Source organism: Pseudomonas sp. NC02 (assembly GCF_002874965.1).
Lineage (GTDB): Bacteria > Pseudomonadota > Gammaproteobacteria > Pseudomonadales > Pseudomonadaceae > Aquipseudomonas.
On sequence record NZ_CP025624.1, the window covers coordinates 829,729 to 848,890 of the forward strand.

Below are 19,162 nucleotides of genomic sequence, written 5' to 3' on the forward strand. Positions count from 1 at the left end.
TCCTCAGGGAGTCAATGGTCCCTGAGGGTGCGCAGTCTCGGCGTGTGGATGGCGGTAGTTAGTTACTCAAGGCCTCGACCACGGTCAGTATCAGGCGTGACGGGCAATCGGTACTCAGGTGTAGCGTGTTGCGCGCCACCCTGGGATGTTTTGCCTGGCCGGGTGCTTCGCCGCTGTTGGGGTTGACGTCAAAGCGCGGGAAGTTGCTGCTGGCGATATCCAGGCGCAACCGGTGGCCGCGCTGGAACAGATTGCAGGTGGCGAAGGGTTCGATCACCACCTTGACCCGCTCACCTGGGGTCAGCAGGGTGGGGTGCTCCCAGGTGTTTCGGTAGCGGGCCCGCAGGATGCCGTCGGTGATGTTCATGGCGTAGCCGTCCGGGTAGACGTCGACCAGTTTGGCGGTGAAGTCGGTGTCGGGCGCATCGCTGTCGATCCACAGTTCCACGCGCAGCGGGCCTGCGACGATCAGGTCGTGGCTGAGTGGCTCGGTCTGGAAGCTTAAGACATCGCTGCGCTCGGCCAGGGGGCGCTGGTCGCCACGGGTACCGAAGAAGTCCGCCCGCTCGCGTTGGTCGAAAGCGCCGCCGACAAAAATCGGCGCGCCGGAGGTCAGGGCGCCACCGATGGTCGGCACCGGATCGGCCGGGTCGGCGCAGTAGCTGAGCTGGCCCTCGGTGGTCGGCGGTTCAGGTTGCAGTTGGCGTTGTGCGGTGAGGTGCAGGGTGAGTTGCCGGCTATCCGGTAGCGGCCATTGATGACTGTCGATCCAGTGCCCGCCATGTTGCAAGCGCCCCTGTTGATCGCGCTCACCGGTGCCACCGCCCATCAAGAACACCTTCACCGCAGCGGGTGCAGGCAGCGGCGAACCCTTGAGGGTGCGTTCAAACCAGTCCAGGCGGCAGCTCAACCAGTCTTTCGCCACCTGCCCGTCGAAAGCCGCTGGCGCACCAAATTGCGCATCGCCACTGTGAGTGATATTGCGATCACCATGCAGCCAGGGGCCCATGATCAACTGATGCTGCGCCGTACTGCCGGCGCAAAACGCCGCGTAGTTGGCGAGGGTCGAACTGACATAGGCGTCGTACCAACTGGACATGAACAGCACCGGGATATCCGGCAGATCGTGGTAATGCCCTTCGGCGTAGATGCCCGGCGCTTGCCAGTACGGGCCGAAGTCGCCCTGGGCCCACTGCTCCAGCAGATAGGCTTCGTACTCCGGCACATGCCGCAGGGGCGATTGCCCGGCGTGCCACGGCATGCGCTTGAACCACTGGTGGATGTCTTCCTGTTCGAGGGCTTCGAGGATCTTCGGATCCGCCAGTGCCGCCGGGCTTTCCTTGGCCTGGCGAAACGCCCAGGTGGCTTGCTTGAGCTCCAGCGCGCCGCCCTGGCGAATCCCGCATTGGTAGGCGTTGGCGAAGCCGCCGCTGTCCAGCACCATGCTGGCGAGGCCCGGCGGATGCAGGCAGGCCATCGCCAGTTGCGTGTGGGCGGCGTAGGACAGGCCCATGCTGCCAATCTTGCCGTTGCACCACGGCTGCTCGACGATCCAGGCCAGGGTGTCGCAACCGTCTTCGCCCTCGGCGGTGTATTTGGTGAACACGCCTTCGGAGGCATAGCGCCCGCGGCAATCCTGGAAGATCGCGACAAAGCCCTGGGCCGTGAACCGCGCGGCCATTTGCTCGCGGGAGATGTGCTGGCCGTCGAGCTGGATTTCCGAGCGCGATGGTTTGCTCTTGTCGTACGGGGTGCGTTCGATCACCACCGGAAAAGGGCCTGGACCGTGGGGCAAGTAGATATCGGTGGCCAGGTGGATGCCGTCGCGCATGGCGATCATCTGGTTGTGCAACGTCTGCATGGGAAAAACACTCATGGGTTCAGTACCCGGTGCCTACGGCAATGGCCAACAACACCATCGCCAGCACCGCATAGATCAGAAACAGCGGCAGGATGTAGCGTGCCCACTGGCCCCAGCCGACGTTGGCGGTGGCCAGCAATACCAACAGGCCGCTGGAGGTCGGGGTGATCATGTTGGTCAGGCCGTTGCCCATCAAAAACGCGAACACCGTGGTTTGCGGGCTGACGCCGGAGAGCTGTCCCAGCGGCCCGAAGATCGGCATGGTCACCGCCGCCTGCCCCGAGGTGGACGGGATCAGTACATCCAGGCCCAGTTGTGCGAAGAACATGCCGTAGGCCGAGACCACCGGGCCATGATCGCCCACCAGGTTGGCGAGGCTGTTGACGATGGTGTCGAGCACCTGGCCGGTGCTGAGGATGATTTCCACGGCGGTCGCCAGGCCGATCAACACACCGGCGATCAGCACCTTTTTCATGCCGTCGACAAAGGCGCTGGCGGCGGTGCTGGCACCCAGGCCGGCGATTACGCTGAACGCCACGGTCAGCAGCAGGTAGAACGCCGACAGCTCGTGGTATTTCCACTCCCAGCGGTTCGAGGCGTATATCAGGAAACCAATACCGGCCCCCAGCACGATCAGGTTCAGCAGGTGGCGCAGGGGCAGCGGTTTGCGTTCGAAGGTGATCTGCGCGCTGGCATCAAACCCATGCTTGCGGATACTCCACAGTACGAACGCGATGCCCACCAGCAGGAACGTGCAGTAGGCCAGGACGCGCATGCTCAGGCCGCTGAAAATCGGCAGCCCCACCATCGGCTGCGCCACGGACAGCGCCACCGGGTTGGAGATGGAGGCCAGGTAGCCGATCTTCACCGAGATGGCCACGATGGCCAGGCCGATCAGGTTCGACAGCCCCAGGCGGTTGGCCATGGCCACCATCAACGGCACGATCAGGATGAATTCCTTGGCCAGGCCCATGAAGGTGCTGCCGGCGGAAAACACCAGCATCAGGCTGGGCACCAGCACGTAGATATTGCCCCGGGTCAGCCCCAGCAGGCGTTCAAGACCGGCATCAATCACACCGGCCTTGTTCAACACGCCGAACATCCCACCGATGAACAGCACCATGAAAATCAGTGCGGCGCGTTTTTCGATGCCTTGGGGAATGGCCATGAAGCCCTCGACCAACGATACCGGCCGAGCGACCGTATCGCTGGCCTTGCGCGGTTCGAGGGAGAACAGTTGGCCCAGGGAGTCGTGCTTTTCCAGCACCTGATAGGAGCCCGGAACCACCAGGCCGTTCTGGCGCTGGAACTTGCCCGAGTTCACCGCGTAGGTGAAGGCGACAGCCAGCAGCACGATGCTCAACAGAATGATGGCCGGGTTGATCTGCTTGCGCTGCGCGGGTTTTTCCACCGGCGTTTCAGTGGGCGAGTGGGTACGGACGATCTGCGGTTCGGTCATGCTGGTTGCCCCGGTGTGCGCTGTTATTGTTGTGTCGGGTGACACTTGTGGTGCGGACACTAGGGCAAAGTTTTAGCGGCGACAACGTTATGCGCGGGCTGGGTTGGGCTATGCGTTTTGTGCGGCCAGGCGGTGCTTGAGGTGCTCGGCAAACGCCGTCACCACCTTGGACCTGGGTTCATCCGCGCGAAACGCCAGGCCGAATGCATAGGGCAACGCGGGTCGAAACGGGCGGACCACAATCGGCAAATGCATGAAGTGGCTGGCCAGCAAACCATTGACGATCGACACCCCCAACCCCTCGGCGACAAAACTGCATGCGGCGCCCACCGAGTGCACTTCCACCCGCACCTGGGGCGTCAGGTTGGCTGCGCGAAACACCTGGTTCAACTCCGCCCGCAGGGCCCGTTGCCGGCCCAGCATTACCAGCGGCACGTCCCGCAAGTGTTGCACTTCGATGCAGGCGTGGCGGGTCAGCGGATGGTCAGCGGGCATCACGCACACGCCTTCGGTTTCCAGCACCGGTTCAATCTCGAAGTCGGGAATCTCGGTAGGCAAGCGCACAAAACCGAGGTCGGCGGAGCGGTCGAGCACGGCCCGTTCGATCATGTCGTAGGAACCGGTCAGCAGCTCGACGACGATGTCTTCCCGGCCCTTGAGAAACTCGGCGACGATCCGCGGCAGCAGCTCCTGGGTCATGCTGGTGGGCACCCCGACCTTGATCAGGCTCTTGCGCGAACGGCCCACGCGCATCTCATCTGCCAGGCGCTGGATACGCTGCATGCCGTCGACCAGGCCGGCCACTTCGGCGAGCAGTTCTTCAGCCTCCGGGGTCGCCATCAAGCGGCCCTTTTTGCGCAGGAACAACGCGAAACCCAATGCCTCTTCCAGCTGGCTCAACAACCGGCTGACCGCGGATTGCGACAGGCCCATGCGGGTCGCCGCACCGATGGTCGAACCGGTGGACATGATCGCCTTGAAGGCTTCGAGCTGCTTGAGATTCACCGTGATTTTCCTGTGGTTTGAGGGCTTTGCGCATAGCCTGATGCGCTTCTCGCATAACGTTGCCGGGCGTTCGAGGAGCCGTTAGTGTCCGCCGCAATGCGAGGCGCCGTCCAGCGTGTCGCAGGCAGCAACTGCCCATAAAAAATCACAATACGGCATTCGGGAGACGGTTATGCGTGAGCTTTTCACGAGGGGAGCAGTGGTGTGCACGGGCTTGCTGGCGAGCCTGTCACCGGCACTGATGGCCCAGGGTTTCTGGGAGGATTCCCACGGCAAATTGACCTTGCGCAATTACTATTTCAACGACGGTTACCGCGACGGCGGCGAGGACCGCAAGGAGTGGGCCCAGGGCTTTTTGCTCAACCTGCAATCGGGTTATACCGAAGGCACGGTGAGTTTCGGCCTGGATGCGCTGGGTTTGTCGGGGATCAGGCTCGACTCCAGCCGCGCCCATGCCGGCACCGGGCTGTTGCCGGTGCACGACGATGGCCGCGCGGCCAGCGAATTCTCAAGCCTGGGCGTGACCGCGAAGATGCGCATCGGTGAAGCCGTGGTGAAAACCGGCACGCTGCTGCCGAAGATTCCAGTGCTGGTGTACAACGATGGCCGGCTGTTGCCACAAACATTCCAAGGCACTCAAGTCGAGTACAGCGGCGTCCGTAACCTGTACGTGCACGCCGGGCACCTGGACAAGTTCAAGCTGCGAAACTCGACCGACAGCGTGGACATTTATCCCCAGGGTTACAGCGGCAAAAAGGGCAGCGACTTTGATTTCGCCGGCGCCACCTATGCCTTCACGCCCAAGCTAAGCGGTACCTGGTACTACGGCGAAATGCGTGAATTCTATCGCCAGCAGTTCTTTGGCCTGGTGCATAAACAGCCAGTGGGTGCCGGCAGCCTCACCAGCGACTTGCGTTACTTCATCAGCAACGAAGCGGGCGAGGCACGCAATGGCAAGGTCGACAGCGACATGTTCAGCGGGTTGTTCACCTACCGGCTAGGGCCGCAGGCGCTGGGCGTGGGTTATCAGAAAGTCACCGGTGATACCGCGTTGCCCTACGCCAGCGTGTCGACGGTGTATTCCTTCAGCAACGCCGGCGTCGGCAAATTCATCCAGGCTGGTGAGCAAACCTGGATGCTGCGTTATGACTACGACTTGGTCGCTGTGCTGCCGGGCCTGACCTTCATGACCCGTTACTACAAGGGCCAGAACGGTGACTTCAAGGGCCGCGAAGCCCGTGAGTGGGAGTCGGACACCAACCTGCGCTACGTGATCCAGGACAGCACCTTCAAAGGCGTAGGCATCGAGTTGCGCAAGGCCACGTATCGCTCGACCTATGCGAGCGATCGTGACAACTACCGGGTCTACCTCACGTACGACCTGGCGCTGTGGTGACAGGCCCTACTGCTCGACGAAATAGTACGGCTGACGGTTGATCGCCATCTCCTTGACCACCCTCACCGGGACGTTCAGCCGGTCAGTATTGTCCACCAGGGCCACGTTGCCGGGCTTGGCGGCGAGGTAACTTTTGAGTTCCTCCGGCGTCTGCAGAATCGTCAAATAGGCCTGCATGTAGAACACCCCGGCGCCGGCGATTCGCTCGTTGGCCTGATACAACACCACCTCTTTGCCCTGCGCCTGCATTGCCTGGATCTGGCTGATTACCGGCACAAACGACTGGCGCACATCGGCCTTGGGCGCGAACCAGAAAGCCGCAATCAGGTAGCAGGCCACCACCACGGTGAAGAAGCCACCTACCAGCCCCCGCCGGTTTTCATAAACGTGTTCGGCAACGTGTGAAACCTGCCCACGACTTTTCAGCCAGCCCAGCAGCACGCCGCCATACTCGGCGGCCAGCACTGCCGCGGCGGGCGTCAAGGCCATCAGATAAACCGTGCGCTTGCTGGAGGCGAACGTCAGCAGGGTGAACTGCGCCACCAGCCATATGCTGAAAAACAGCCGGTAGCGGTTGCGCACCAGGCTCTTGCGGAAGTGCCACAGCCCCAGGTACACCAGGATATTCCAGGGCAAAAAGGCTTCGGGCAGTTTGACGATGTAGTAATAGAACGGCTCGTAGTGGCCGGCTTCGACAAACGAACCGCTGAAGCGCCCGACGCTGTTGGTCAGCAGCACTTCACGTACCCCCTGCAACCCGTCGCGCTGGTAGAGGAAACCCAGCCAGATCATCAGCGGCACCAGCGCCAGCAGCGTGAACAGCCCGGGCTTGATCCAATCGCCGAGCTTGAAGCGTTTATCCATCAGGCTGGTACTGGCCAGATAGACGAAGATCACCACGCCCGGCATGGCCAGGCCCAGAACCCCTTTGCTCAAGGTGGCGATGACCATCCCAAAGGTGAACAGCAACCAGGTGCCCAGGTTGGAACGGTCGCGCTCCGACTCGGGGCGGTTGGCTTGATAAAACGCCAGCAGGGCCATGGTGACCCCGAGGGTGAGCAGCGAATCCTCACCCACACCGCGCACGTTGCTCCAGTAACTGGCCATGGTCGCCAGCATCAGGCCCGCGACAAACGCCAGCGTCTTGGGCCGGCCAAACTTGCGCAGCATCCCGTACAGCAGCATCACACTGAACAGCCCGGCAAACGCCGACGCCAGACGCACTGCCCAAGTGGTACCGCCAAACAGCCGGATCGCACCGGCGTCGAGCCACAGGCTCAGCGGCGGTTTCTCCAGGAAGGGTTCACGGAACAGTCGCGGCACCACCCAATCGTTATCCAGGTGCATGGCCATGGCGATCCCGGCCACACGGGCCTCGGTCGAGCCTTGCAACTCGTGATTGCCAAGGGAGAAGAAGAACAACAGCGCAGCGAGCAGGAGCAGCAGAGGAGCGGAACGCGTCATGGATTCTGGCTACCGGGGCAGGGGGCCGTTCGGGGGAACAGTCCGGGCGATCGGTGAGTATACGAGGGGGATTCTTAATAATTCGTGAATGAATGTTAGGTTTTTGTAGGGTCAGGGTTGTTTCAGCAGTGGCCAGTGGGTTAGCCAGCCTTTGGAGGTGATGCGTTGTTGGTAGATGGCGTGTTTTTCCTGGGTAAAGCGGGGCGTGGGTTTGAGTTGGAGATTGAACAGGTCTTCCAGGCCGAGAGGGGCTGCAACTTCACATAGGTCTTCTGCGGTTCTCCTGACGGCTACTGCGGTGGCGGTTTCGGGCCAGAAGCGCATGGCGTCGCTGGCGTTGCGATAGGGCGCATCGCCGTTGCGCAGGTGCATGCGGGCCTGGTTTTTGACGGACCAGTCGATGGAGGGTTCTGCTGCGTGTAAGAGGGCTTCGAGGCGGCGGTCTTCGTCGGGGCTGGTGCAGGTGGCGTCGAACCACAGTACGTCGACGTCACCGGTCAGTGGAGATAGTGGGCGACCGTGGAGGTGATCCCATACCGCGTTGCGTACGAAGCCGGCGCCGATCCAGCAGTCGGGGAGGGCGAGGGAGCGGACGATGTCCAGTAGGTGCCAGCGTTGGGCATCGCTGCTGATCAGGGTCTGGAGGGCTTTCTCGCTCAAAGGATAACGGCCTCTTTCACAACGATCCCCAGGTCATTGCTGACTTTCACCACCCTCACTTCATCGCGATAACCGATCCACGTGGGGCGGCAGATTTTAATCGTATTATTCAGCTCAGCATCGAAGACCGTGATTCCGCTGCAGCTTTTACTGCCGCCTGACGAATATTCGTAGTGAGCCGTATAGCTGCTGCGGGTGCCGCCCGAACATAAAATGGCCAACGAAAACAGCGTTACCGAGAACAGCGTGCATAGGATGAACATCCCGGCAAACGCCTTAAGCAGGGTCCATTTTTTTTCGAGCCGCAGCTGAGGTTTTCTTACCCGCCAGACAATCACGGACGCAGCCAGGGTCAGGACGAGAGATACGGATAAACAGGCTTTCTCCGCGACCGGTTTGAAGTGGATGGCTGGTGAGATGCTGAACTGCCATATAAACAGCACGGCCAACAGAAGCTGTACGCCCAGCACGACAGGTATCAGGTAGGCGTAGGAATTCTTGTTCACTGCGGCACACATCCTTATGTTTCAACAAAGGTGGGGTTTATCTTAAAAGAAAATAGACCCTCACCTTTTTCTTACTTTTGGGGCGCTCAAACGGATCGTCATGTTTCCTGTCAGGAAACGGACCTTCCCGTAGCTTCTGAATCTGCCGTTGGCACAAGAATGTCCAGTGCGCGCTTCACCAGCAACTCACCGAGGACGCTCAATTGCTGGGTGGCCAGGAGTTTATGGCGAAAGGCGCCATCGAACTCGAAAGCCAGGTCGGTAGTGAGCGCGTTCAGTGAGGCGAGGGTTTCGCAGGCCTGTACGAGCAGGGTTTCGGGGTCGATGTTTTGGGCGATACAGAAGATATCCGTGCCGGATTGGCTGGGGCATGGAGGATTGGGGGTGTGCTTTTTCATGACTGCAACTCCTTGATTGGTGGAGTCGCCAGACATCGCTGCTAAACGAAAAGGGTGGCGACTGTACGCGGGTTAGCAGACCAGGAATCAAGGAACCCAGCGCACTCGAAAGTGCCCCACGCACAGCCGCCATAACGCGGACTAGCGAACGCGGATGCTCGCTTGAACGGATGGTGGCATTGCATGCCTTGATATTAACCGAGCTGCTAAACCCGGTCGCTGATTTTGCAGCGACGTTTCAAGGCTAGTCGTGTCGATTGATGAGCACCAGTTCACCAAGGGCGCGATGTCTTGCGGGAAAAATCCGAAGGGCTAATCTGCTGTGTGCTTCCAGGAGCACAGAAACAACAAAACCCGCACAAGGCGGGTGCCGGGGTAATCTGAACAAGTCATCCAATATTATGATTAATAAAGAAATTATCTGTTGAATTATTTTAATGGAATACCATTTGGAATACCGATTCATAGATTGCGGGGAAATACGATGCGTCCCATTTTTCTTAGGGAGTCACTAGGTTAACGGTTTTCCGATTTCCGTCAGGTATTTCCCTGCTTTCGCTTCTGCTGTAATCAGCCGCTCCAAAAACGAGCCACGCTTTAGATCGTGCGTTTTTGCCAGCTCATCGAGGAGTGTGATTACGTTTGTCGACAACATAACGTTGACTTGCTTCTTATCTGGTGTGCGTTCGCCGAACTGCTGGCGGCTCCATCGCTGCTTGATACGCTGAATAATGGCCTTCTGCTCGTTTCTCTCAATCTTCGCTCTGTCGAAGAAGATGAGCAGGTCTTCATAGCTGCTGATAGGCAGCTGTGTAGTGGTCAACTAATCCCGGACACGACGTTAAGTTTTTCTTCGGCCCGAGCTGGCGCCAGCCCACCGTTGAATTGATGGGGTCGAATCCAGTTGTACCGATCCATCAAGAATTGGCTGATATCGCGCTGGGCTTCTTGAGCCGTTCTGTAACCCGTGGTCGGTACCCATTCCGTTTTCAAACTGCGGAACACGCGCTCCATTGGCGCATTGTCCCAGCAATTTCCCCGGCGACTCATGTTCTGGCGCATTCGATAGCGCCACAGCCGCTGGCGAAATAAACGACTCGCATATTGCGACCCTTGATCCGAGTGAAACAGCAGGCCCTGAGGCCTTCCTCGTTGTTCGTAAGCCATATCCAGCGCCTTGATAACCAGATCGGCGTCCGGCTTTTCCGACAACGCCCAGCCCACTACCCGGCGCGCGCAAAGATCCAGCACGACCGCCAGATAGTGCCATTTCCCCTGGGCCCAAATGTAGGTGATGTCGCCGCACCACACCTGGTTGGGTGCCGGAACATTGAACTCGCGGTTCAAGGTATTCGGGATATCGAGTCGTTCTACCGTCGCTCTTTTGTAGGCATGTGATCCGGGTTGTTTGCTGACTAGATCAAGCTCGCGCATCAAGCTGCGCACTTTGAATCGACCTAGCTGCTCACCGTCGTCACGCATCAGCGACAGGATGCTGCGGCTGCCCGCAGCACTACGACTTTGCGTGAATAACTCGCTCACCCGACTGCGCAACCGAAGCCGTTCGACATCAGGCGTGCGGCGCCTAAGGCGCTGGGCGTAGTAGCACGAACGGGTGACTTCAAACACCTTGCACAGCCAGTCAACCGGCTCATAGACGCTCAACTGATTGATCAGCGCGTACGCTCGTGATCTTCCGACATCAAGAGCGCGGTAGCCTTTTTTAATATCGATTTTTCCCGTTCCAGGCGGGCGATCCGGGCTTCCAACTCCTGGATTTTCTGCTGTTCCGGGGTCAGCGCTTTGCTCTGCGGGGTAACGCCTTTGCTCTCTTGTTGAACCTGGTCGACCCAACGGCGTAGTGCCGACTCGCCGACGCCGAGTGAACGGCTGGCTTCGATGTAGCTGTAGTTTTGCTTGAGCACGAGGTCGGCAGCCTCGCGTTTGAATTCAGCAGAAAAGGAACGGCGTTGTTTGGTCATTTGACACCTCGATCTGGCGAGCATTCTCGCCTAAATGGGTGTCCGGTTTCATTAGACCACTACACTGTCTTCTCGGCATGGACTGATGGTTTTTCTCCAACCACTCCCATGCGCATTCGCAGCGTTTTGCGCCTGTCTTCTTATCTTCAAACCAAGCGAACGCGCCGTCCCCTGCTTTGTGCCTAAGCCACTCTCGACGGAGGCGTTCGATTTCGTCTGCCTTATCTGCAATATCGGCATTCCAGAGGTCGAGCATGGCTATCAGGCGGTTTCTTCCGGCGAGGTGTACTGCTCCTCGGGGTAGACCTCGAAGAGGCCCTAAATCCGTGATGTCTTCAATCCGGCCTAGCAGCCACTGATATTGCCTTTCGTCGCCGTCAATCCATTTGAGGTGTTCATCCAGGACCATAAACCGGTCTTTCTCCTGGCTCAATCTCCTGCGCACATCATTTTTCCGCGTTAGGCACTGAGCGATCGTATTCCTCATGGTCAGTCCGTTGCACGTGGCGGGGTCTAGGTCGGCCTTTTCAAAATGGTAAAGGTACAGCCATAACCAGATGTCGCGACGGGGGCTCTGTTTCGACTCGTTGAGTAGCTCAGCCAGCTCATCTCGCCCAGCATCTTTTACAAAAAGCAACGCCATCTCTTACTGTCATAGGTAAATCCTATCAATAATAAAAAATATTAAGTTTATAGCTATGTCTATAGGTCGCTATTCTAGTGCAGTTCTATGTCAGCTCTATGAATATTCAAGGAGAATTCTATATCTATTCTAGGTTGATTCTATGTTTTAAATAATCGTAAAAAGCTTTGTATTTATTGGAGTCTATAAGGGTTTTTAAAGGGTTAGTCGGTAAGCGGATGATGCATTTACCGTATGATTTTCTCAATTTTAGTGAGGCTCTTTTTTTGGAGCTGCCACAAGGGCGCTGGCGGATGGTTGAAACAGAGGTTGTGTCGAGTACCGATGAGGTCAGTCGGAGCCGGCGGAGGCGTTGATGGTGGTGCTCTCATTGCCAATGAGTTAGTGACGTCGACTGCACCTATGAGCGGTCACGGGAGAGGAGATAGGGTTTGCCTCTATGGGCCCGTCGCGGCTTATCCAGGCAAAGGACATGGTCGAGGGAAGGGCTGTTCGCGGCGGGGGGGGCATTTGTCGTCATGGCGATTGAGCGGCTAAGGTATTTGCGGAGCGACTGACATCGGAATGGATGGGTAGCCATTGAAATCCTCACGCCCATCGACTCGCGCTTGCAGGTAGGTTTTGCCTTGGCGGATTCAAGCCAGTTGAAGCATCAGGAAATGCTAGGGCGATTTACGTTGCGAGGGAAGTAACCAGTTTTTTCATACCGGCCCCGCCAATTCTCTGAACCAATCAGAGGGCTGCGGCCATGAAGAAATTGCTCCGTAAGAAAGACGTGCTGGCGGCTACAGGCTTTAAGAACTCAACGCTGTACAAATACATCTCCGAGGGCAGATTCCCGAAACCTGTGTCATTAGGGGAGCGTGCGGTCGCGTGGGTCGAAAGTGAGGTCGAGGCTTGGATCGAAGCGCGGATCAGTGCGCGTGATTTGGCTGAAGAGATGTAGGCCGGCGACCACGGTGACGGGTCTGAGTAACGATTCTTTATGATACGCCATGACCGCCTCGCTGCCGGTCATGGCGTTTATGCGGCCTGGGGTGGGTGTACTCTCGGCTAACTCACTCAGAAGGCGGTTGGGTGAATTTCTCGGCAGGCTTGGGAGCTTTGATCCTTATTGCCCTATCTGGTCGGGAGCGTTCACTTGAGTCGGAGCTGCATCTATTTATATAGCTTCTAGTTAGACATTCACTACCAATCTACTAGCCATGAGACAGTCATGAACGACCTATGAATAATCTACCTGTAGTCCAGTCATCGCTGGTTATCAAGTAGGAGGGCCACCAGTTATAAATTGCACAGTCGGTATCTGGTATGTGAGCAACCAGCCAGGTGCATAACCATGACTCATTACAACCCTTACACCAGTCTTTCCCAATCAGATATCGCCATCGAGATTGAGCGGCTCGTCAAGTCCATCGAGCAATACGACACCCCTGCATTCCGGTTGCCAGGCATACGCTCAGCTCATGAGCAGCCAGAGCGGACGAGGCTCTCCCGGTACTTCGATCGCATCCAGCAAATGGTTGATTTATTCGATGATCGTTGCCAATACCGTTACAGCGAACACCTGCAAGCGTTCTGGGACGCCTGTCAGGACATTGGGCTGGAGCGGAGTCCTGTCGGGCCTGTGTGCTTGAACGAGAGCGCTACAGCCTACCTGGATCATCACCGCAGCATGAACGTACTCGTCGAGCGCATCCGTCAGCTAACAGGTAAGCGATGGTACCGCCGCCCGAAGGGAGACCGACGTCAGCAAGCCAGGGTCAATGCTGTGCGTGTCTGTGACTACTCAGACGCGATGCTTGCTCGCTACTCGCGGACTCTGATCATTCGGGTCAACCTGTATTACTACCAACAGGCCCAGATCAGGTTGCGAGTCGAGCAAGTATTCGATGATCTCGACCGGTTGCTTGCTGAACGTGAGCGTAACCCGATATTCGACCACCTTATTGGCTATATCTGCGCAGTAGAGCAGGGGGAGGATCGCGGCTACCACATCCATGCGGCTTTCTTCTTCAGCGGTAACGAGGTATGGGCTGACGTCTACAAGGCCCAGCAGATTGGTGAGTTGTGGGAGCGCATTACTTGGGGGCAGGGCTATTTCCACAGCTGTAACCACGACAAGGAAAAGTACAAAGACGAGGAGGAGGACAGGCTGGGTATAGGCATGATTCTTCGAAGCGACCAAGATATCCGTCCCCATATCCACTATGCGATGCGCTACCTGGTCAAAGATGATCAGCAGCTCCGGTTGAAGCCCTCGGGGGCTCGATGCCTGCGGATGGGGCAGATTGGAAGATAGCTCGTCAGCGATAGAGTCAGGGGGGGGCGCGTGGGCGGCAGCGTGGAGCTTGGCGCGCGGCGACAGGGTAAGTGGTTTGCTGACTGCCTCAAGTGTGGAAGCCAGAATTTAAGCCAACGGCGGGCAGGAGTTATGGATCGAACGCTGGGCGACGCGATCCTCGACCGGCTGTGCATAACGCTTATCGGATCGAACTGAAGGGCGAAACGATGCGCAGACGCGTGACGAAATTAACGATGACAGGGGCTTCAGATTAACAATGCAAACCTGCGTCGCTGCACTCCGACTGTCTGGCGGGGTGAGCGTGGAAGAGGTGGCCGGATATTGGCGAGCTTGGTGGCCGGATAGCGTGGAATGCGCAATTGAATCCTGAAAATCAGCTTTAACCTTATTTAAACGGGCAAAAACCGCTAATATCAGCACGTTTTTTTATCGGCAGATTTAGCTATGACTGATCGTTGGCACAGTGTTGATGAAATTGCCGAACACCTCGGCGTCAGCAAGGACACCGTTTATGCATGGATTGCCAAACGCAGTATGCCCGCCCACAAGGTCGGTCGGTTGTGGAAGTTCCAGAAGGTTGAGGTGGATACCTGGGTCAAAGCTGGTGGAGCCAGTGACGAATCACAGCAGGCGCGAAGTGATGGCTGAGCGTTATCGTCTTTCTTTCACCACGGGCGGCCTGTTTTTGCAGGAAGCACCGCTGGTTGTGGAGCGCTATCTAAAGCTGCGTGATTGGAAGCAAACACGGGAGCAGGTGCGTGGTGAGAATCTGTTGCAAGTTCGTACAGCAGCTGCTGCGACACGTATCAGTAAGGAGTTGATCGCGCGTCTAGAGCTTTTGGATCTAGATGAGCTGGAGTTTTTGGTGGATGGCAGCCTGCGTGAGCAAGGCTACCTTCTGTGGGCTGCAACTTGCCGGCGCTATGCCTTCATCCGCGACTTCGCTTGCGAAGTTCTGCGCGAGCATTACCTGCTTATGCGCCGCCAACTCACGACAAGCGATTACGATGCGTTCTGCAATGCCAAAGCTTTGTGGCATACCGAGCTGGATGAATTGGCTGCGTCCACGCAAAGCAAATTGCGGCAAAATCTGTTCCGCATGTTGCGGGATGCCGACTTGATCAACACACAGCACCAGATCCAGCCTGTGTTGATAACTTCAGCGCTGGCCCATTTACTTGCTCGTCACGATATCGAGCAATTGCTGATATTCCCGGCAACTGACCATGAACTTAAAAGGTGGCTGCAATGAGCCAAAAAATCAGTCAGCAGCCGCTGGCAGCCCGCTTTGAACACCTGTTGAATGTCATGAGCGGTCAGCGCTTTCTGGAAATGAAGGGGCTGAATAATGATCTGCCGTTCTACATCTGCGAATTCAAGGCGGCTGAAGCCTTTGAGATACAACGCATGCAGCGGCAACTGGTCAACACGCTGGCCGGTCTGCGTGTCGATTGTTTGCAGGGGCGTGGTGTAAAGGTATTGGAAGTCAGCTTGTACGACCTGACCATCGACTTGCTAAAGGCTCGTGAGGGCAGTGACGAAGGTGTCAGCTTGTGGGAGCAGATCCGGGCGGTTGAGCCCGATGTGGAAAAAGAAGTTCTGCTAGAGCTTTTGCAGGGTGTATTGGACATCAAGGAACACCTGGTCCCGGCTATTGGCGAACGTATTGCCCAGGAGGATTACGACGTGCTTTTCCTTTCCGGCATCGGTGAAGTATTCCCCTATATTCGCTCGCACAACGTACTCAACAATCTGCAAAGCACGGCCAAGGACAAACCCACGGTGATGTTCTTTCCCGGTGAGTATCGGCATTCGCTGGAGCAGGGCGCGTCTCTGGAATTGTTTGGCTTGCTGCACGATGACAAGTACTACCGTGCATTCAATATTTTCGAGTCTCAGGTGTAAGGAAGCAGTCGATGAAGCTCCATGGAATTTTCGAGAACCCGGTCAGCCGTCCGATTGAGGGCGTGATCAAAGCCGATGACGAGACTAGCCTTTATAACGAGCTGAGTGAGTACGTCCTTACTGACGAGGTCGCCAAGCGGTTAGAACATTTTCTTGATGCCTATACCGACTACCACCACGCTAACGGCGTCTGGGTGTCTGGCTTCTTTGGTTCGGGTAAGTCGCATCTGCTGAAAATGCTCGCCCTATTGATAGAAAATCGCCAGGTCGACGGCAGTACAGCGCTGGATATTTTTCTGCCCAAGATTAAGACTGACGATGAGCTGCTGCGCGCTCAGCTCAAGAAAGCTGTCGCCATTCCGTCGAAAAGTATTCTGTTCAACATCGACCAGAAGGCCGACATCATCAGCAAGACTCAGGTCGACGCTTTGCTCTCGGTGTTCGTCAAAGTCTTCAATGAGATGTGCGGTTATTACGGCAAGCATGGCTACATTGCCCAGTTTGAGCGAGATCTGGACAGCCGCGAACTGTTGCTGCCGTTTAAGGCGGCCTACCAGAGCATTGCCAATAAGCCCTGGGAGCGTGGCCGCGAACAGGCGTTACTGGAGTCAGGCAACATCGCTAAGGCCTACGCCCAGATAACAGGTGAAGACCTCTCTTTGGCCAAGGGCATCCTCGATAAATACCGCGCCCAGCACAGTGTTTCTATTGAAGACTTCGGCAACCAGGTCAGGGAGTGGTTGGACAAACAGCCGTCCAACTTCCGCCTGAACTTCTTTGTAGATGAGGTTGGCCAATACGTTGCAGAAAACTCCAAACTCATGACCAATCTACAAACAGTGGCGGAAAGTCTGGCCACCAAGTGCGAGGGGCGAGCGTGGATCATAGTCACTGCACAGGAGGATATGGACTCCGTGATGGGCGATATGAGCAAGCAACAAAGCAACGACTTCACCAGAATTCAAGCTCGCTTTGCCAACCGCCTAAAACTCACCAGCGCCGATGTCGCAGAGGTGATCCAGAAGCGTCTGCTAACCAAGAACGATACGGGTGCTGACCTGCTAAAAACCGTTTACGAGCAGCAGTTCAATAACTTCAAAACCCTGTTCGATTTTACCGATGGTGCGCAGCACTACACGAATTTCCGTGATATCGCGCACTTCACCTACTGTTACCCCTTCGTGCCTTACCAGTTCCCGCTGTTCCAATCGGCTATTCGTGGCATCTCCATGCACAACGGTTTTGAGGGCAAGGCCAACTCGGTGGGTGAGCGCTCCATGCTTGGTGTATTCCGCGAAGTCGCCATGGCTATCGACAACGAGCCAGTCGGGCAGCTGGCTACCTTCGATCGTATGTTCGAAGGTATTCGAGGCGCACTGAAAAGCGCCATTCAAAGCGCCATCAATAACGCCGAGCGGCATCTGGGTGACCCTTACGCGGTGCGCGTGCTCAAGGCCCTGTTTCTGGTCAAGTACGTCAAGGAGTTCAAAGCCTCTCTGCGCAATCTCAATGTATTGATGCTGGAGCGTTTTGCTGAAGACGCTCCAGCTCAGCGCAAAAAGCTTGAGGGCGCGCTCGACCTGCTTGAGCAGCAGACCTACATTCAGCGTAATGGTGAGCTTTACGAGTACCTGACTGACGAAGAGAAGGATGTCGAGGAAGAGATCAAGAATACCGAGATCGAGTCCACCGATGTCATCAAAGAGCTGGAGACGCTGCTGTTCGATGGGGTGATTAAACAGCGTAAAATTCGCTATGAAAACGGTCAGGACTTCGCCTACACGCGTAAGATGGACGATCGTTCGCTCAGTCGTGAGTCTGAGTTGGCCATTCACATAGTCACCCCGTTGAGCGACAACTTTGACAACCCCACCGTACAGCGCATGCAGAGCATGGGGCGCGACGAGTTGCGCGTGGTGCTGCCGGCCGATGCCCGCTTTATGCAGGATCTCACCCTGCACAAGCGCACTGAGAAGTACATCCGCCACAACAGCAGCACCCAGCAGGAAGCGATCAAACGCATCATTGATGCTAAGGGGTTTCAAAATACTGAGCGGCTGGCCGATCTGCAGGATCGTGCCAAAGAATTGCTTGGCAAAGCGCACTTGATCATCAATGCGGCCGACGTCGAGGCCACTAGCAACGACGGCCAGACACGCATCCTCAAGGGTGTCTACCAACTGATCGAAACCACCTACCCGAACTTACGTATGTTGCGCGATGTGCCGTTCAATGAGAACGACATCGGCAAATATCTGCGTCAGGCCCAAGATGGCTTGCTCGGCAACGACGCAACCAGCCTGACTGAGCCGGAGCAGGAGCTGCTGGCTTATATCCAGAGCAACGCTCGAAGTGGTGTGCGCACCACGGTAAAAACGCTGCTGGAGCGCTTTGAGCGCAAGAACTACGGCTGGTACTACGCGGCTATTCTCTGCAACCTCGCATTGGTCTGTGCGCGTGGCAAGGTAGAAGTGCGGCAAGACAGCAATCTGTTGGAAGGCGATAGCCTAGAACGCAGTTTGCGTAACACCAACGCCCATACAACCCTAGTGCTTGAGCCTCAAATCGAGTTCAGCGCCTCCCAAGTTCGTCATCTCAAAGAGTTCTGTGCAGACTTTTTCGACCGTCCAGCCAGCAGTAACGAAGCCCGTGCCCTGGCGCGTGAAACCATCGACGCAATCAAGGAGCTAGAGATCGAACTGGCCGATCTGCACGGGCAAAAAGCCCAGTACGGGTTTCTTGGGGTGTTGGATGGCGTGATGGCCACCCTTAAGGAAGTCGCAGGAAAAAACGTCAGCTGGTTCCTTACCGACCTATCCCGCGCCTCGGATGCCTTGCTCGACGCTAAAGAACAGATTATTGAACCTCTGCGTCGCTTTATGAGCAGCCCGCAAAAAGCCATCTACGATCAGGCTCGCCAACTGGTGCAGGCGCAAGAAGACAACTTCGCTTACGTATCCGCTAACGAAGTCGAGGCCATCAAGGCGCTGCTCGTAGACAGCAAACCTTGGCAAGGCAACCGCTTACAACTGGCTAAACCGCAGCTCGATAGCCTTGCGCAAGCCATTGCCCATCAAGTGGCCTGCGAGAAAGACTCAGCGGCACAGCGACTGACTGAACGGGAGCAGAGCCTGCAGGGTACCGACGAATACGCCAAACTCAGCACTGCACAGCAAGCGCCGCTGGTTCAGCCCTTTGTCGACGCTCGCCAGGCACTGCAAGGGCAAAAGCGCATAGCCATGATTCGCGATCAATTGCGACATTTTGAAGACGTTCTCTATCCGCACCTGTTGCTGCAACTTGAGCTGCTCGCTCGCCCCAAGCCTGTCGAACAACCCAAACCGCAGCCAGGCTCAGGTACATCCGTTGAGAGTCCCATTCCCGGAAGCCCCGGCGATGGTGCGCCTCCCCCAGCGCCGGTCGTGATCCCTGAGCAGCGCGTAGTGCCCGCGCGCACCATCAAAGTGGGTTACAGCAAGCCTTGGCTGACCAGCGAAGCTGATCTGGATGATTACCTGCGACAGCAACGCGAAGCTTGGTTGAAAGAAATTTTGGCCGGCAACCGCGTACAGATCTGA

At 57.0% G+C, this 19,162-nt stretch carries 17 protein-coding genes and 1 pseudogene; 8 read left to right on the top strand and 10 right to left on the bottom strand.

The window, feature by feature from the left end:
- Positions 1 to 58 precede the first annotated feature (58 nt).
- The 3 genes from C0058_RS03705 to C0058_RS03715 all read right to left on the bottom strand — a co-directional run bounded on the left by C0058_RS03705 (position 59) and on the right by C0058_RS03715 (position 4,325).
- The gene (locus tag C0058_RS03705; RefSeq protein WP_102368047.1) at positions 59 to 1,861 is read right to left on the bottom strand and encodes a CocE/NonD family hydrolase; all 1,803 of its coding nucleotides are present in this window, start codon (positions 1,859 to 1,861) and stop codon (positions 59 to 61) included.
- A 19-nt stretch (positions 1,862 to 1,880) separates the two neighbouring features.
- On the bottom strand, positions 1,881 to 3,320 hold the full coding sequence (locus C0058_RS03710; RefSeq protein ID WP_102368048.1) for a YfcC family protein: 1,440 nt from the start codon (positions 3,318 to 3,320) through the stop codon (positions 1,881 to 1,883).
- 108 nt (positions 3,321 to 3,428) lie between these two features.
- On the bottom strand, positions 3,429 to 4,325 hold the full coding sequence (locus C0058_RS03715) for a LysR family transcriptional regulator (RefSeq protein WP_003212270.1): 897 nt from the start codon (positions 4,323 to 4,325) through the stop codon (positions 3,429 to 3,431).
- A gap of 172 nt (positions 4,326 to 4,497) precedes the next feature.
- Here C0058_RS03715 and C0058_RS03720 point away from each other — a divergent pair, with 172 nt between their 5' ends.
- Positions 4,498 to 5,721 carry an OprD family porin gene (locus tag C0058_RS03720; protein WP_174717773.1) on the top strand — a complete coding sequence of 408 codons (1,224 nt, stop codon included), beginning with the start codon at positions 4,498 to 4,500 and terminating at the stop codon, positions 5,719 to 5,721.
- A gap of 6 nt (positions 5,722 to 5,727) precedes the next feature.
- On the opposite strand, the gene C0058_RS03725 is transcribed toward C0058_RS03720, so the two are convergent.
- From C0058_RS03725 to C0058_RS03755, 7 genes are all read right to left on the bottom strand, one after another.
- Complete coding sequence (locus tag C0058_RS03725; protein WP_102368049.1) at positions 5,728 to 7,185, bottom strand: glycosyltransferase family 39 protein; 1,458 nt, start codon at positions 7,183 to 7,185, stop codon at positions 5,728 to 5,730.
- A 111-nt stretch (positions 7,186 to 7,296) separates the two neighbouring features.
- Complete coding sequence (locus C0058_RS03730; protein WP_102368050.1) at positions 7,297 to 7,845, bottom strand: nucleotidyltransferase family protein; 549 nt, start codon at positions 7,843 to 7,845, stop codon at positions 7,297 to 7,299.
- Positions 7,842 to 8,351 carry a hypothetical protein gene (locus C0058_RS03735; protein ID WP_102370220.1) on the bottom strand — a complete coding sequence of 170 codons (510 nt, stop codon included), beginning with the start codon at positions 8,349 to 8,351 and terminating at the stop codon, positions 7,842 to 7,844. The genes C0058_RS03730 and C0058_RS03735 overlap by 4 nt, the downstream gene beginning before the upstream one ends.
- A 110-nt stretch (positions 8,352 to 8,461) precedes the next feature.
- Positions 8,462 to 8,749: a DUF6124 family protein gene (locus C0058_RS03740; protein ID WP_102368051.1), complete on the bottom strand. Its 288-nt coding sequence runs from the start codon at positions 8,747 to 8,749 to the stop codon at positions 8,462 to 8,464.
- A 511-nt stretch (positions 8,750 to 9,260) separates the two neighbouring features.
- Positions 9,261 to 9,572 (bottom strand): hypothetical protein, encoded by a 312-nt coding sequence (locus C0058_RS03745; protein WP_102368052.1) that lies wholly within the window; start codon positions 9,570 to 9,572, stop codon positions 9,261 to 9,263.
- Positions 9,569 to 10,731 (bottom strand): IS3 family transposase gene (locus tag C0058_RS03750; RefSeq protein WP_102368053.1). Its coding sequence is split into 2 segments (ribosomal slippage): positions 9,569 to 10,476 and positions 10,476 to 10,731, totalling 1,164 coding nucleotides; the frame shifts between segments, so codons are not numbered across the junction. Before C0058_RS03750 ends, C0058_RS03745 begins: the two co-directional genes overlap by 4 nt.
- On the bottom strand, positions 10,700 to 11,374 hold the full coding sequence (locus C0058_RS03755) for a hypothetical protein (protein WP_102368054.1): 675 nt from the start codon (positions 11,372 to 11,374) through the stop codon (positions 10,700 to 10,702). Before C0058_RS03755 ends, C0058_RS03750 begins: the two co-directional genes overlap by 32 nt.
- Positions 11,375 to 12,122: 748 nt before the next feature.
- On the opposite strand from C0058_RS03755, the gene C0058_RS03760 reads away from it, so the two are divergent.
- From C0058_RS03760 to brxC, 7 genes and pseudogenes are all read left to right on the top strand, one after another.
- Entirely contained in the window at positions 12,123 to 12,320 is a 198-nt protein-coding gene (locus tag C0058_RS03760) for an AlpA family transcriptional regulator (RefSeq protein ID WP_102368055.1), read from the top strand.
- Between the two features lie 393 nt (positions 12,321 to 12,713).
- Positions 12,714 to 13,676 carry an inovirus-type Gp2 protein gene (locus tag C0058_RS03765; protein ID WP_102368056.1) on the top strand — a complete coding sequence of 321 codons (963 nt, stop codon included), beginning with the start codon at positions 12,714 to 12,716 and terminating at the stop codon, positions 13,674 to 13,676.
- Between the two features lie 135 nt (positions 13,677 to 13,811).
- A pseudogene (locus C0058_RS32935) lies at positions 13,812 to 13,933 on the top strand (ATP-binding protein); the annotation flags it as partial.
- Positions 13,934 to 14,123: 190 nt separating this feature from the next.
- Positions 14,124 to 14,327 (top strand): helix-turn-helix domain-containing protein, encoded by a 204-nt coding sequence (locus tag C0058_RS03780; protein ID WP_010463602.1) that lies wholly within the window; start codon positions 14,124 to 14,126, stop codon positions 14,325 to 14,327.
- On the top strand, positions 14,320 to 14,931 hold the full coding sequence (locus C0058_RS03785; protein WP_102368057.1) for a DUF1819 family protein: 612 nt from the start codon (positions 14,320 to 14,322) through the stop codon (positions 14,929 to 14,931). The genes C0058_RS03780 and C0058_RS03785 overlap by 8 nt, the downstream gene beginning before the upstream one ends.
- The gene (locus tag C0058_RS03790; RefSeq protein WP_102368058.1) at positions 14,928 to 15,584 is read left to right on the top strand and encodes a DUF1788 domain-containing protein; all 657 of its coding nucleotides are present in this window, start codon (positions 14,928 to 14,930) and stop codon (positions 15,582 to 15,584) included. The genes C0058_RS03785 and C0058_RS03790 overlap by 4 nt, the downstream gene beginning before the upstream one ends.
- A gap of 11 nt (positions 15,585 to 15,595) precedes the next feature.
- Positions 15,596 to 19,162, top strand: coding sequence for a BREX system P-loop protein BrxC (brxC, locus tag C0058_RS03795; RefSeq protein ID WP_102368059.1), 3,567 nt, complete (start codon positions 15,596 to 15,598; stop codon positions 19,160 to 19,162).

Coding starts and splice junctions, on each gene's coding strand:
- C0058_RS03755 (WP_102368054.1), bottom strand. CDS start 11,374: ATGGCGTTGCTTTTTGTAAAAGATGCTGGGCGAGATGAGCTGGCTGAG.
- C0058_RS03790 (WP_102368058.1), top strand. CDS start 14,928: ATGAGCCAAAAAATCAGTCAGCAGCCGCTGGCAGCCCGCTTTGAACAC.
- brxC (WP_102368059.1), top strand. CDS start 15,596: ATGAAGCTCCATGGAATTTTCGAGAACCCGGTCAGCCGTCCGATTGAG.
- C0058_RS03780 (WP_010463602.1), top strand. CDS start 14,124: ATGACTGATCGTTGGCACAGTGTTGATGAAATTGCCGAACACCTCGGC.
- C0058_RS03705 (WP_102368047.1), bottom strand. CDS start 1,861: ATGCAGACGTTGCACAACCAGATGATCGCCATGCGCGACGGCATCCAC.
- C0058_RS03785 (WP_102368057.1), top strand. CDS start 14,320: ATGGCTGAGCGTTATCGTCTTTCTTTCACCACGGGCGGCCTGTTTTTG.
- C0058_RS03725 (WP_102368049.1), bottom strand. CDS start 7,185: ATGACGCGTTCCGCTCCTCTGCTGCTCCTGCTCGCTGCGCTGTTGTTC.
- C0058_RS03765 (WP_102368056.1), top strand. CDS start 12,714: ATGACTCATTACAACCCTTACACCAGTCTTTCCCAATCAGATATCGCC.
- C0058_RS03740 (WP_102368051.1), bottom strand. CDS start 8,749: ATGAAAAAGCACACCCCCAATCCTCCATGCCCCAGCCAATCCGGCACG.
- C0058_RS03720 (WP_174717773.1), top strand. CDS start 4,498: ATGCGTGAGCTTTTCACGAGGGGAGCAGTGGTGTGCACGGGCTTGCTG.
- C0058_RS03760 (WP_102368055.1), top strand. CDS start 12,123: ATGAAGAAATTGCTCCGTAAGAAAGACGTGCTGGCGGCTACAGGCTTT.
- C0058_RS03710 (WP_102368048.1), bottom strand. CDS start 3,320: ATGACCGAACCGCAGATCGTCCGTACCCACTCGCCCACTGAAACGCCG.